The sequence below is a fragment of the Halobacillus sp. GSS1 genome (assembly GCF_017307035.1).
GTDB lineage: Bacteria > Bacillota > Bacilli > Bacillales > Halobacillaceae > Halobacillus > Halobacillus litoralis.
The window spans coordinates 19,703-33,134 of the sequence record NZ_JAFLHE010000022.1 but is presented as its reverse complement, the minus strand read 5'-3'; the positions used below and the strand labels follow the sequence as shown (position 1 = coordinate 33,134).

At 44.4% G+C, this 13,432-nt stretch carries 14 protein-coding genes and 1 riboswitch; of the genes, 6 read left to right on the top strand and 8 right to left on the bottom strand.

Translation table 11 applies throughout. The features are described from left to right. Positions 1-300 precede the first annotated feature (300 nt). Entirely contained in the window at positions 301-522 is a 222-nt protein-coding gene (locus J0K78_RS19430; RefSeq protein WP_160916614.1) for a hypothetical protein, read from the top strand. Here J0K78_RS19430 and J0K78_RS19425 read toward each other — a convergent pair. Next, the gene (locus tag J0K78_RS19425; protein WP_206948548.1) at positions 519-677 is read right to left on the bottom strand and encodes a hypothetical protein; all 159 of its coding nucleotides are present in this window, start codon (positions 675-677) and stop codon (positions 519-521) included. The genes J0K78_RS19430 and J0K78_RS19425 overlap by 4 nt on opposite strands. 157 nt (positions 678-834) lie before the next feature. Here J0K78_RS19425 and J0K78_RS19420 point away from each other — a divergent pair, with 157 nt between their 5' ends. The 4 genes from J0K78_RS19420 to J0K78_RS19405 all read left to right on the top strand — a co-directional run bounded on the left by J0K78_RS19420 (position 835) and on the right by J0K78_RS19405 (position 4,787). Next, complete coding sequence (locus J0K78_RS19420) at positions 835-1,392, top strand: methyltransferase family protein (RefSeq protein ID WP_206948547.1); 558 nt, start codon at positions 835-837, stop codon at positions 1,390-1,392. Between the two features lie 12 nt (positions 1,393-1,404). Then, on the top strand, positions 1,405-2,916 hold the full coding sequence (locus tag J0K78_RS19415) for a phytoene desaturase family protein (RefSeq protein WP_206948546.1): 1,512 nt from the start codon (positions 1,405-1,407) through the stop codon (positions 2,914-2,916). Between the two features lie 149 nt (positions 2,917-3,065). Further along, positions 3,066-4,052, top strand: coding sequence for a sodium:calcium antiporter (locus tag J0K78_RS19410; protein WP_160916607.1), 987 nt, complete (start codon positions 3,066-3,068; stop codon positions 4,050-4,052). 99 nt (positions 4,053-4,151) lie between these two features. Then, the gene (locus J0K78_RS19405; RefSeq protein ID WP_206948545.1) at positions 4,152-4,787 is read left to right on the top strand and encodes a uracil-DNA glycosylase; all 636 of its coding nucleotides are present in this window, start codon (positions 4,152-4,154) and stop codon (positions 4,785-4,787) included. A 69-nt stretch (positions 4,788-4,856) separates the two neighbouring features. Here the strand turns inward: J0K78_RS19405 and J0K78_RS19400 are convergent, their stop codons facing one another. Further along, a complete protein-coding gene (locus tag J0K78_RS19400; RefSeq protein ID WP_206948544.1) occupies positions 4,857-5,501 on the bottom strand; it encodes a hypothetical protein in 645 nt (214 codons plus the stop codon). Continuing rightward, on the bottom strand, positions 5,494-6,060 hold the full coding sequence (locus J0K78_RS19395; RefSeq protein WP_242517962.1) for a sigma-70 family RNA polymerase sigma factor: 567 nt from the start codon (positions 6,058-6,060) through the stop codon (positions 5,494-5,496). The genes J0K78_RS19400 and J0K78_RS19395 overlap by 8 nt, the downstream gene beginning before the upstream one ends. 167 nt (positions 6,061-6,227) lie before the next feature. On the opposite strand from J0K78_RS19395, the gene J0K78_RS19390 reads away from it, so the two are divergent. Beyond that, positions 6,228-7,184, top strand: a complete 957-nt coding sequence (locus J0K78_RS19390) for a YndJ family transporter (RefSeq protein WP_206948542.1) — start codon at positions 6,228-6,230, stop codon at positions 7,182-7,184. A gap of 195 nt (positions 7,185-7,379) precedes the next feature. Here the strand turns inward: J0K78_RS19390 and J0K78_RS19385 are convergent, their stop codons facing one another. The 5 genes from J0K78_RS19385 to J0K78_RS19365 all read right to left on the bottom strand — a co-directional run bounded on the left by J0K78_RS19385 (position 7,380) and on the right by J0K78_RS19365 (position 12,957). Then, positions 7,380-7,475, bottom strand: a complete 96-nt coding sequence (locus J0K78_RS19385; RefSeq protein WP_206948541.1) for a putative holin-like toxin — start codon at positions 7,473-7,475, stop codon at positions 7,380-7,382. A gap of 214 nt (positions 7,476-7,689) precedes the next feature. Then, positions 7,690-9,099 (bottom strand): ammonium transporter, encoded by a 1,410-nt coding sequence (locus tag J0K78_RS19380; RefSeq protein ID WP_206948540.1) that lies wholly within the window; start codon positions 9,097-9,099, stop codon positions 7,690-7,692. 29 nt (positions 9,100-9,128) lie between these two features. Then, positions 9,129-9,470, bottom strand: coding sequence for a P-II family nitrogen regulator (locus tag J0K78_RS19375; protein ID WP_206948539.1), 342 nt, complete (start codon positions 9,468-9,470; stop codon positions 9,129-9,131). A 215-nt stretch (positions 9,471-9,685) separates the two neighbouring features. Continuing rightward, complete coding sequence (locus J0K78_RS19370) at positions 9,686-10,723, bottom strand: ribonucleotide-diphosphate reductase subunit beta (protein ID WP_206948550.1); 1,038 nt, start codon at positions 10,721-10,723, stop codon at positions 9,686-9,688. A gap of 20 nt (positions 10,724-10,743) precedes the next feature. Beyond that, positions 10,744-12,957: a ribonucleoside-diphosphate reductase subunit alpha gene (locus J0K78_RS19365; protein ID WP_206948538.1), complete on the bottom strand. Its 2,214-nt coding sequence runs from the start codon at positions 12,955-12,957 to the stop codon at positions 10,744-10,746. Between the two features lie 166 nt (positions 12,958-13,123). After that, positions 13,124-13,297, bottom strand: a riboswitch (cobalamin riboswitch). Positions 13,298-13,432: the final 135 nt, after the last annotated feature.

Genomic DNA, 13,432 nt, shown 5'->3' with positions numbered 1-13,432 from the left:
TCGCGCTCCCGCGGAAAGCGAGCTATTCCCCGGAGCCCCCATCCACTCAACAAAAGTCTCGAAACTGAGTCTTCCACAAACGGGAGCGTTTGTGGAAGGGGAATAATTATTTATATGAGTCTGGCTGTTATTTTCAAGCAGCCGGACTTTTTTTATTAGGATTATGAATTGTTAGTAGGAAACAAAGGGTTTTGGCCGGGGAAGCAGAATATTAGTAACGAAGAATAGGAGAGGGGTGACGTGTATCCGAGGCCTCTGATGGGTATAGTAACAGATAGATAATTTGGAAGAGGTGATACGATGTTTTATTCAGTGACTTTACAAAAAATAATCTTTCTTACAGGGATCGGTGTCATTATTGGTGCCATTATCGGCTTTTCGTCTGTCTTGGGATTCGGTCTTGATGGTTCCGTATTCGTCCTTTCTATGTTCTTGAGTATCATCAGTGTTTATGCGACGGCTATGTATGCGGAACTCTATCATATCCGGGAAGCGATCAATAAACAAAACAAGGATTTTTAAGGTAAATCATAGAAAAAACTGAATAATAGAATGGTTATGTATAGGACGCCTACAATCGCCATGGTCCAATATGTGGACTTCGTCAATTTTTTAAAAATCACGAAGAAAGTGGCGATGACAGCGCAGATGATAAAAACACTATAAAAAAGGTCCAACGTCTATAACCCCTTTCTTTATTATTGTTGCTATTGTAATGGAAATGGAACAAATATGCGAGGGGTGGAATGGATGAAAATGAGTAGGGATCCGCGGTTTATTTGCAGGCTGTAAAGGGAAGAATGGAAGATAGTATCCAGAGAGGATGGGTGCTCCATGACCCTGTTTGACGGATTATTTTTAGTAGTGACAACCTTTTGGCTGGCAGAGTTTTTTATCTTCAGAAATGATCGGTCAGGAGGAAGTGGTTCTTATGAACGCCGTTCTTTTCTGCTGATCCTCGCGACCGTGGTCGTGACGCTTGTGTTTTCTCTTTTTATGCAGGAATGGAACATTGGAATTTTTTATCATCGTGGCATCTGGTGGATGGGGTTGGTGTTCTATGCCTTTGGAGTGGGTCTGAGGTATTGGGGGATCCTTCATCTGAAAGATCAATTTACCCGGAACGTCTCTGTTCAGGAAGGTGACCGACTTGTAAGTAGTGGTCCATATCGTTTACTCAGACATCCTCTTTATACAGGGCTTTTATTCATCATTATCGGGTTTTGTTCAGGACTCGGCAACCTGTATGCTGCACTCATCAGTGGAATTTTCATGACGATCGCATTACTACATAGAATTAAGCTCGAAGAAGCGATGCTCGTGGAACAGCATGGGGACAGGTACAGGGAATGGCGCCGTACAAGGTACCGGCTGATTCCTTTTGTTTACTAATTTTGGAGGTGGATGGTTTTGAAAAAGAAAACAGCGGTTGTAGTGGGAGCGGGTTTAGGTGGTATGTCAGCAGCAATTCGATTGTCAGCGGATGGATATGATGTAAAGATCATTGAGAAAAACAGCAACATAGGTGGGAAGCTGAATCGCAGGGAAGGAAAAGGATTCACTTTTGATACGGGGCCTTCCATATTGACGATGCCCTGGGTTCTTGAACAGCTTTTTGAAAGTGTGCACCGTCGGCTTGAGGATTATATCACTGTGGAGCGGGTTGAACCGCAATGGCGTACATTTTTTGAAGATGGGACACAACTTGATGTTACAAGTGATCTGCCTAACATGTTGGAGGAGATGGCCAAGGTCACCGAACGGCCGAACCGAAAACTGACAGATTTCCTGTCCTACAGTCAGGATATGTATGAACTCTGTATGAAGAGTTTTTATAAATATAGTATTGAAGACTTAAAAGATTTGAAGAAGCATCATAAATTGAGTGAGTTATTCCAGATGGATCCAATGAACACAGTAGCTAAAGCGACGCACAAGCACTTTGATAACAAATATTTGGAGCAGTTGTTCAATTATTTCGTGATGTATGTAGGTTCCAATCCTTACGCTACACCGGCAATTTTAAATCAGCTTGCTTATGTTCAGCTTGGGCTTGGTATTCATTATGTCAAAGGCGGCATGTACAAAATCGCTGAAGGTATGGGGCGTCTGATGGAAGAGTTGCGTATCGATGTGGAATTGAATACTCCAGTCCAGCAATTGGTGGTGGATGGTGATCGTGTTATCGGTGTAGAAACGGCCGAAGGAACGGTTCACGAAGCGGATGTTGTTATTTCCAACCTTGAGGTCATCCCAGCATACCGGAAGCTGGCCCCGCAAACATCCAAGGTGAAGAAAGAAACAAAAGCTCTCGAGAAAAAATTCGACCCGACTGTATCGGGGCTTGTGTTGTTGCTGGGTACGGATCGCAAATTCGAGAACTTGAAGCATCATAACTTCCTTTTCTCTGAGGACCCGGAAAAAGAATTCAAACAAATTTTTGAGGAAGGCAAGCCAGCGGATGACCCGACGATTTATATCGGAATTTCAGCGAGGTCTGATGAAACGCAAGCGCCTGAAGGGAAAGACAACTTGTTTGTTCTGACGCACGTCCCACCGCTTGAAAACAAGAAGCGTAAACCGATCGATTGGGATGCTTACCGTGAAACGGTGTTGGATAAGTTAGAACGCATGGGCATGGAAGGGCTGCGCGATTCGATTGAGTTTGAGTACCGTTTCACCCCTGAAGATCTCGAAGCTTTGTACGGCCCGAATGGCGGGTCTATTTATGGAATAGCGGCTGACCGCAAGTCTAATGGTGGATTTAAGATACCTTCCAAGAGTCAAATTTATGAGGGGCTCTATTTTGTCGGCGGCTCCACTCACCCGGGTGGAGGCGTACCGATGGTAACATTGTCCGGGCAGCTGACCGCGGATTTAATTAAAGAGAGAGAAACAGAACCTGTTCACCAGTAAAACAAGAGCTCAGTGCCACCGAGGCACTGAGCTTTCTGCGTGAGAAGCGCAAATACTTCTCTCGTTCCACTCATTTACTGTTTACGGGTGCGGGGGGAAGGGAATGGTTGAAAAATGCCATATTGAAGTTGAGTTGAAGGAGTTTTTTTATGAGCGACTGGATGATTTTTGCTCTGTTTTTCATATCAGGAATCTTAACCTTTTTCATAGCCTCAAGGCTTGCGGTGTTTGGGGATGCGGTAAAAGAAAAAACGAGAGCGTCTTCCGCATTCATGGGAGCGATCATTGGTATAGCTATATCGCTGCCCGAATTGACCTCAAGTGTTACGGCGATTGTCATCGACAGTCCTGACTTGGCTGTTGGAAACTTAATCGGAAGCAACCTGTTCAACATCATGGGGCTTGCGATATTTGATATTGTCTATCGCCGCTATCAAATATTGACACATGCAACGGTGGAAAGTAAGTTGTATGGCTGGCTTGTGATTTTTATGACACTCATTGTCATGGCCGGTTTGAGTTTAACTCTTCCGACTCATATTTTCCACATAAGTTACACATCCATTGTCATTGTGGTTCTCTACTTTATTGGTTCGAAGTTCATCAATGACCGGACTGAGTACCAAGGTAGAAAAGTGAAACGACAAAACGAACGATACAAGGAATATTCATACAAAGATGTCCTTTGGCGCTTTATTTTGTATGCTTTTCTTATCATGGTTATCGGTAGTGTGTTGACCATTACGGCTGAGAGGATTTCTGTCATTACAGGAATCGGTGCTTCTTTCATTGGTGCCTTCTTGGTAGCCATCAGCACGTCTTTACCGGATGCCGTCAGTGTGGGAACAGCTCTCAAACTTAGGAATTTCAATCTTGGGATCAGTTCGTTGCTCGGGAGTAACGCCTTCAACCTGATGATTCTTGCAATTACAGATTTTATCTATTTAAAAGGAAACCTCCTACAGCAGTCCTCTCCTGCAAACATGGTTACAGGAGTGACATCCATCGTGTTCATTCTATTAATTATTTACAGCATTACGCGTAAGAATGTTCGCGCATGGAATTACTTGATCCCTTCCTTTTTAATTATTGTGAGCTATTTTGTCACTACGTATCTAGCGTTTCAGATGAAATGATAGAGTTGGAGCGAAAGGGAATGAATATATTTTCAACCAGGCAATTTCTAAACGAATGAAAGAGGAAAAGATGATGAGGAATAAAAGGGGGGTGAGTGGATGGAGTGGCCTGAACATTTAGTAAATGAAGCAAAAAAGAGAATAGAACCATATGATGTCGAAGGTTTCGTTCTTGGAAAAGGTGACGATCTTGGGAAGGTCATGATTGTCGGTGAAGCTCCTGGTGAAAACGAAGCGGTGAAAGGGGAACCCTTTATTGGAAGGGCGGGAGACGAACTGGACAAACAGCTCGACTACCTCGGTTTGTCCAGAGAAGATGTTTACATCACCAGTGTAGTTAGGAGCCGCCCCTATAAATGGGTGAAGACGAACAAAAAGGGGATGGGTGGCAAACGGAAAGCCAACCGAAAACCAAACCAAAAAGAAATCTATGCTCATGCTAAGCTGCTCGATTACCAAATTGAACAAATGAAACCCGCCATCATTATCGCTCTTGGGGGAGTGGCTTATGAGCGGTTGACCGGTGACAAAGGAAAGATTAGTGATGTCGTTGGTGAAGCAATCACCACTTCCATTCAGAAGGAGGAAGGTGGGGGGTATGGGATGTCGGAGGATGAATATACCGTCGTTCCTCTCTATCATCCGGCTGCTGTTTTTTATAATCCGAAAATCAAGGAAGACATCTATCGGTCCCTTGATCAATTGAAAGATTATTTGAAGCGTGAGGGAGAGTAATATAGTCCATCACTAGGAATTTAGGTGAAGGGGAGAGCTGCCATTAACGGGGGCCCTCCGTCTAAGGGGTCAGCTGTCTTTATTGTGGTTGACCTGAACTTTCTCGAATACAAAGTAGCCCTGTGTACTCGCTGTTACAGATCCTATCCCTGTACTTCTCCAGCTTCGGATGGCGATCCGACCTTCTTCTTCCCCTCTGATTCTATAAATCTTTGTTTCAGGTAGAAAAGCGGTCACACTGGCTAGTGCATCAGACTCCTCGCCGGGGTTTTTGTGATTGATGGTTCCAATTACTTCTCCAAGCTCTTCGGGTGGGACTCTCTTTGCTGTTTGGAAAAACTGCTCGTCCTCATGAATGACGTACGTTTCCCTGACCATCATCGATGTTTTGTGTCTCTGCGAGTTATCAGCTTTTATAAAAGTAGATGGAGGCTCTACAGCTGCTGTCTTCAGTTCAGGAATGGTGTTTTTAGTCATTAGTAAACCAGCTGTTTGAGGTGGCTGTTGGATTTGTGAGAGCTGCCAGCCCGTAAACAAAAGAATGGTTGCCGTTGGGATGAGGAGAGTCTTCGCACCCCTGTATGGTTGTCTCTTTGGCTTTTTTTTAGAAGATTTCAAGATCATTTTTTTCATATGTCTTTCATCAAATGGGACTTGATCATATTTCACGTTCTGATCCATTTTTTTTAATTTACGATCAATCAAATCACTCACTCTGGGAACTCCCTTCCGATGTTAACCGTTCTTGTAGTAGTTGGCGTGCGCGCCTTAAACGAGTCTTTACTGTGTTAGGGCTTGTATTCAGCACGTGGGCCAATTCATTGATGTCGAACTCTTCAAAGTAATATAAAATGATGATTTCTCTGTATTTATTTTCAAGTTTCAGTACGTGTGCCAGCAGTGTTTCATCCTCATCCTGCTGCAGCACGAATTCTTCAGGTGTCTCCTTTGTTGAAGGGATGGAGCGGAAAAGTTCCGTCCCTTTTTTGACAACCCTCTTCATGTAAGAACTTTTTAAATGATCCTTACACAAGTTAATGGTGATTTTGTACAACCAGGTTTTAATGGTTGATTCTTTTTTGAAACTGGCATATTTCTGGTATGCTTTAATAAATGTTTCTTGAGTGATATCTTCTGCAATTGCATAATCTTTTACATACGAATAAGCGAGCCATTTTAGATCATGGCCGTATTCTTGAATCCATTCTTCCAGATGGTCCTCCCCATGTTCTTCGGGTTCATATGTAGATTGTGAGCGTTGGTTGCGTATCAATTTTTCCCACCTCATCTGTTAGACGACACTCCCCGAGAATAAGTTTTGGTTGGTTTAATTTCTTATGATCTTATCTATGTATTCGATAGACATCACCGTTTTCCTTTTAAAAAAGAGAGGGGGTCGTGGGTGTATGCGATCCTTTTCCATTATCGGAGGGGTTTGGAATGCAAAGACCTGGACGTTGGCTAGCTGTTGTGGGATTTTTCTTATGGCTGATATGGAAGTTCTCCTTCTCTGTTGAGTGGCTGGAATTTTCGATCGGTTTCAGTTTATTTGTTCTTGTTCCACTTTTGCTTGAAGAAGCACTCAAAGAATCCCGGGAAAATCGGGCGGGAAATTGGTTGTGGCAGTGTTTGGTCTGTTTACTCCCATTTTCCATAGCGGGTGTCTTGTCATTATCCATGCAGGCGGGGTGGGAAGCAGCGGTGTGGGGGTTGATATGGTTCATATACACATTATCCGTAGCAGTAGGAGGGGTTTGGCGCTTTCGGCTGCGGCAAGGGGCAAAGGTGGAAGAGTTGAGCATTGATGTCGGATTTATATATTTAGCATTCGCTGGTCTTTTTCTTTTCATCTCCCGTCTCCCTATCAAGAATTTCGTTTCACTTTCGACACGGGAATGGGTTGTATTAGCTTTGTTTTTTCATGGAGTCGCCTTTTTATTAGCGGTGATCACCGGGTTCTTTGGGCGTTATCGAAAAGAGATGGGGGTTAAACCAAAAAAACAGGTCGATCGTCCTTACCGTTTTTTAGTGATCATGGTTCTCGTAAGTCCAGTGATTGGTTTCTTCAGCCTCTTGTATGGAACGGAAGCCATCATTCTTTCCGTCGCCATCTTTTCGGTGCTTCTCATTTGGATGTGCCTTTGGTGGTTCTGGTTATCGGTTGAGTTTAAGCCGTGGGTACAGACAGCATTAATACTAACGAGCCTTATGGGATTCAGTATTGTTGGCAGTGCATTATGGAAGGGGTTAAGCATTGGTCATTTGAGCAGTGTCGGTATGCTTGCGACCATTCCGCCATATGGCTTCTTTTCTGCCTTGCTCTTTTCGTGGCTGATCGTTTTTGCGTGGAGGGGTGTAAATAAACCCCAGCGAATGATACCTGAGAGAGATGGGTAAGATGGAAAATGTTCCACGTGGAACTTCGGTTATCCTGTCGATGTTTGTCTGTGCAGTTATGAAGAAGAGCTGAACCTTCCTCTTCAGTTATTACGGATTTATGCTATAATAAAAGTGAAACGGCGACAGCTGCAACTGCCGCCAGGATACCGTTCGCATAACATGAATTTTTTGACCTCCGTTACGTGTGGAGGTCTATTTTTTATTGTTCATTTTTATGATGAGCGCAAGGAACGTAATGATGAACGTTCCGAACGCTAACATGATCATAAGAGATTCATATGTGCTCATCGATGGCCTCACACCCTTTCTATCACAGTCTTTATCTTTAAATAGAGAACGGTATCTATCTACAAGGATACCATATTTTGCGAAAAATAAGAACGTGTGTTCGTAAAATAGCCAGAAGGAACTAAAAACTCCGGCTCACCTTATGGAGAGCCGGAGTTTTTTATATGATTGACCTTGGGATAATAGGGGGACCAAGGTGAATCTCTGGTTCGTTTTACTGTGCTGTTTTTGTCTCTGTAGGGGCTTTTGTTTTTGGTTTAGACTCAGAATTCAACCCGTCGAGTCTGTGAAGTAATCCGACACCAAAATCGCCGCCTGTGCTTGGATTGATGTTCTCGTTGAAAATTCCACGGCTTGTTTCGTAGGCCTGGGACCCGTGTTCGGAGAAATCGAGACCGGATACTTCCTCTTGTCTTGACACGCGGATGCCGACTGTACTTTTTACGATGAAGACAACAGCTGCTGTTGTCAGCATCGTCCAGGCAATGACAGATAGGACACCGATTGCCTGAATGCCTAGAAGTCCTGCGCCACCTCCGTAGAAGAGACCACCTTCAACAGCGAAAAGACCGACGGCGATCGTACCCCAAATGCCGCAAATGCCGTGAACAGCGATAGCGCCGACGGGATCGTCAATTCGGACGACTCGATCAAGAAACTGAACCGCCTCTACTAAAATAATACCTGCAATCAAACCGATGGCCAGTGCTCCAGCTAAGGAAACATTGGCTGTTCCGGCTGTGATCCCTACTAAGCCTGCAAGCGCACCATTCAATGTAAGAGAAGCGTCTATGCGTTTGAACTTTGCGTAGGAATAAAAGGCGGAGCTGATGATTCCTGCGGATGCAGACAGCAGGGTGGTTGCAATGACAGAAGGGACAAGAGATGGATCGGCAGCCAGTGTACTTCCGCCGTTAAACCCGAACCAGCCAAACCATAGGATGAAGACACCGAGAGCCCCTAACGGGATGTTATGACCGGGAATGACGTTTACTTTCTTCCCGCTGTATTTACCAAGACGAGGTCCTAAGAACATGACGGTGACGATGGCACCAAGCGCACCTGTTAAGTGAACAACTGTGGAACCGGCGAAATCAACAAATCCGAGCTCGGAAAGCCATCCGCCACCCCAAACCCAGTGACCTACGACAGGGTAAATGAAGCCTGTCATAACCACCGTAAGTAAGAGGTAAGAGCCCAGCTTCATACGTTCTGCAACAGCGCCGGAAATGATCGTTGCACATGTGGCTGCGAATACCGCTTGGAACACGAAGAACCCGATTTGGTCTTCTTGACCGCTTAAGAGGAAGCCATCCATTCCTATAATCCCGCCACCTGAAGTACCAAACATGATACCGAAACCAACGACAAAATAAAGGACAGCAGCGATCGACATCGTCATGAAGTTCTTCATAAGGATGTTCAGTGCATTCTTTGAACGAGTGAATCCAGATTCGACCATGGCGAAGCCTGCGTGCATGAAGAATACTAAGAAAGCGGCAATCATAACCCAAACCATATCGACGGATTGGAGAGCGGCTTCAGCAGATACTGCTGTTTCAGCGCTTGCAATAATCGGAAATCCAAGAAGAGCGAATAAGAACAGAGGAACAATTTTTTTCATAAATGAATTCTTCCTTTCGAAATAAAGTATTAGATAAGTGCCTGCTTGCCTGTTTCTCCTGTTCGGATGCGGAACACTTCATCAATTGTAGAAACGAAGATCTTTCCATCGCCAACTTCGTCTGTCGCGCATGTATTGATAATCACATCAATGACCGATCCTAGTTCGTTGTTCTCAACGACCATTTCCACCTTCACCTTAGGATAAAGTTTAATCTCAAAACGGCTGCCCCTGAAGATTCCTTCCTGCCCTTTTTGTTGGCCGCATCCAGCAACTTCAGAAACCGTCAGTCCTTTCACACCCAGCTCATCCAGGCTCTGCCTCAGATCTTGAAAAGCTTCTGGACGGATGATTGCCTCTACCTTTTTCATGACTATAGTCCTCCTTTTTGCCATTGTGTTAGGTTTCCTTACACAATGGGTAAGTAATTAAATCTAACTATAAAATAAATATTCTGAAAAATCAATACACTTTTTATCGTTATGTAAGAAAAGTTGACATAAAAGCGCTTACTTGAATAAAAAAGAAGACCGGGTCATCCATATTATGGATGACCCGGTCAGGTAAAAGTTGGTAAGTGATTATATTATAGGTCGTCGAAGCCGTTGGTTTCGGATACTTTGGTATATTGCCGTGATTTTTGTTCGAAGAAGTCGGACTTTCCTTCATCGACTTCCTGGTAAGCGCGGATCCATTTCAATGGATTTTCTGTATAGGAAGGGAACGGCTTGTCTGCTCCGAGGAGCCTGCATCGTTTGTTGGCGATATAACGAATATAGTCTTCCAGGTCCTGAAGTGGAATGCCTGGAAATTGATTTCCGATCAGGTGACGTGCCCATTTAATTTCTAAATCAGCCGCCTGTTGGAACGTATCGGTCACGAATGTCCGGTAGTGGTCATGATCCAACTCAGGGTTTTCGTTTAACGTTTCGTTAAAGATATGTCCAAACAAGCTGACATGGATTTGCTCATCACGGTTGATGTAGTTGATCATCGTGCTCGTGGAGACCATCTTCTGATTCCTCGCTAGATTATAGAAGAAGGCGAAGCCGGCATAGAAGAAAAGGCCCTCAAGAACGACATCATAAACGATAGACTTCAGGAAGCTGTCCACGGAAGGATCATCAGCGAAGGTCTGATATCCATCGGTGATAAAAGTGTTGCGTTCTTTCAGCACTTCATCATGCTTCCAGTAATCAAAAATCCTCTCCTGTTCTCCTTGATCGACGAGCGTAGACAGAACGTAAGAATAAGACTGGTTATGGACAACTTCCTGAAAGGCGAGCACTTGCATTAAGGCTGATAAACTTGAGTCGGTCAAATAGTCCGCGACTTTCCCTGAATAATCCGTTTGTATAGAATCCAGGAAAGCGAGCAGTCCGATGATTTTTTTGAAAGCCGTCTGTTCCTGTTCTGATAGGTCCGGCCACTGCTTCAAGTCGTTGCTCATGTTGATTTCATTGGGAATCCAGAAATTTGCAAGCATAGTCTTATACATCGGATAAGCCCATGAGTAGCGGGTATTATCCCAATTCAAGATGTTCGAACTTCTACCGTTGATCACCCCGGTAGAGGCGTTTGGTGCATCATAATCGACGAGTTTTCTTTTTTGTATCGAAGCCATCATGGTTATTTTCCTCCTTTTTATGATGAGCAGACTTCACATTCATCAAATTCTCCCTGGCTGGATGTTGACCGCGTATAATAGGTCGTTTTCAATCCGTGTTTCCATGCTGACAAATGCAAATTCAGCAGCTCTTTTGCCTGGATGTTGTTGCGCACATAGAGGTTGAAGGAGACGGATTGATCGATATATTTCTGTCTGATGCTGTTCTGCCTGATTGATGCGTGTTGGTCAACATCATAGGCGGATGGATAGTATCCATAAGTTTCATGGGTTAAATCCGGGGCGGTGACAGGGATTTTATAATCTTTTTTCTCTTCGGAATAAAACTTTTTGAAAACCGGGTCAATGCTTGCTGTGCTCCCTGCAATGAGAGACGTGCTGGAGTTTGGTGCAACCGCCATCAAGTATCCATTCCTCATTCCATTCTTGGAGACCTTATCCTGCAAGGCTTTCCAGTTCCATGTCCCCTCTTGGTCAAACGTTCGTTTAATGAAAAAATCCCCTGTCTGCCAGTCTGATCCTTTGAACAAAGGGTAGCTTCCTTTTTCGGCAGCCAAATCAGCACTTGCTTCGATGGCATGATAGGCAACAGCTTCATACACTTCCTGCGTATAATCTAGTGCTTCCTCGGATTCCCAGGCGATCTTCTTCTTGGCAAGAAGGTGGGCCCATCCAAAGGTGCCAAGCCCGACACCGCGGTAAGATTGATTGGTAAGCTGTGCTTGTAGAACCGGGATGGTATTACGGTCGATCACATTATCGAGCATACGAACTTGAATGGAAATCAAGCGCTTCAGTACACCGCTCGTGACGGCACGCCCAAGGTTGATGCTCGACAGGTTACAGACGACAAAATCCCCTGGCGTCTTCACTGAAATGATTTTACCGTCTTCTACGTATTGTTCATCCTGAATGGTCGGCTTCTGGTTCTGAGTGATTTCTGTACAAAGATTGCTGCAATAGACCATACCTGCGTGACTGTTCGGATTCATACGGTTAACCTCATCCCTGTAAAACATATAGGGCGTGCCTGTTTCAAGCTGACCAATCATGATGCGCTTCATGATTTCAATCGCCGGCACTTTCTCTTTAGAAAGGTCTGGATTCGCCACGCAAGCGGCGTATTTCTCCCTGAAAGATCCGTCCCCCTTTTTTTCATCAAAGTAGTCTTCCAGCGAATAGCCCATGATGGTGCGGACTTCATGAGGGTCAAACAAATACCAGTCTTCACGATTTTCCACGGCCTCCATAAAGAGGTCGGGGATGGAAACCCCTGTGAAAAGGTCATGTGTTCGCTGACGTTCATCCCCGTTATTCAACCGGCTGTCGAGGAAAGGGAAGATATCTTTGTGCCAGACATCCAAATATACAGCGACCGCCCCTTGACGCTGCCCGAGTTGGTCCACGCTGACAGCCGTATTGTTAAGCTGTTTCATCCATGGGAGGATTCCGGATGAGACGCCTTTGAATCCACGGATGTCACTTCCTCGGCTTCTGATTTTCCCTAAGTAAACCCCGATTCCCCCTCCGTGCTTACTTAGGTTGGCGATGTCGGTGTTGGTGTCATAGATAGACTGTAAGGAATCATCGATGGTGTCGATGAAACAGGAGCTCAACTGTCCGTACCGCTTTCCTGCATTAGCAAGAGTAGGAGTGGCGACCGTCATATACAAATGACTCAGCGCCCAATACGCTTCTTTAACGAGAGGAAGGCGTTTGGATGTTTTTTCTTCTGCCATCAACACCATAGCGATGATCATGAAACGTTCTTGCGGCAGTTCATACACTTCTTTCGCTTTACTTTTCGCAAGGTACCTGTCACTTAATGTCTTCAAACCAATGTAGGTGAAGAGATGATCGCGATCCGGTACGATCGTGTCTTCCAATTCTTCTATTTCCTTTTTTGTGTAATATGTAAGAAGATTCCTGCTGTAAATGTTCTTTTCGGTCAATGTTTGAATCAGCCCGTAGAAGTCCTTATAAGGTCCGGATGTGGATCGATTGTGAGCGGACTTTTCATACATATCTTCCAGGTGGATGCGACTCGCTACATATGTCCAGTCAGGGCTCGTTTCATCGATCTCCGCCAGACATTCCAGGATGAATGCGTGTTTGTCATTCTTGAGTGTGGGAGACTTTTCAATAAGTCGTTGTACATGTAAGTGCGGGAATTCTTCTTCACATTGTTGAATTCTCTCTTGCCAGGACGTGTTTCTTGTTATGGTTTCCATTCTTTTTCACTCCTTGAAAATGAAAGTGTATGTTCATTAAAATCAGGTCTCGGAAAAATAAAAAAATCCGCTCAACGAAAATTGAGCGGATGAAACCATGAAACGAAGAGAAGACAAGAGAGCCTTCGTTCCATCGCTTCATCTTCTCAATCCCCGAAGAAGTTGAAACTGCGACGAACGAAGACAGGTCTCCTGGCTGACACTCGATCTTACTCAGGTCCTTCCCGTGCAGAGCACAGTGGAATGTCCATTTCGCGAGTGATGACAGTTGCGGGGGCAGCTCCGGATTCTAACCGGATTCCCTATTAAGCCTAGTGGCATCTCCTGTTCGTAGATACTATATATAGTATTTATTTCATTTTAAATTAGCTTATATTGTGTTTCTATCATAACGCTGAAAAAAGGAACATGCAACTCTTTTTTATCGAGCTTCGACAAGAATAGAGCTATCATCTCTTTTATGATCCGCTATAAT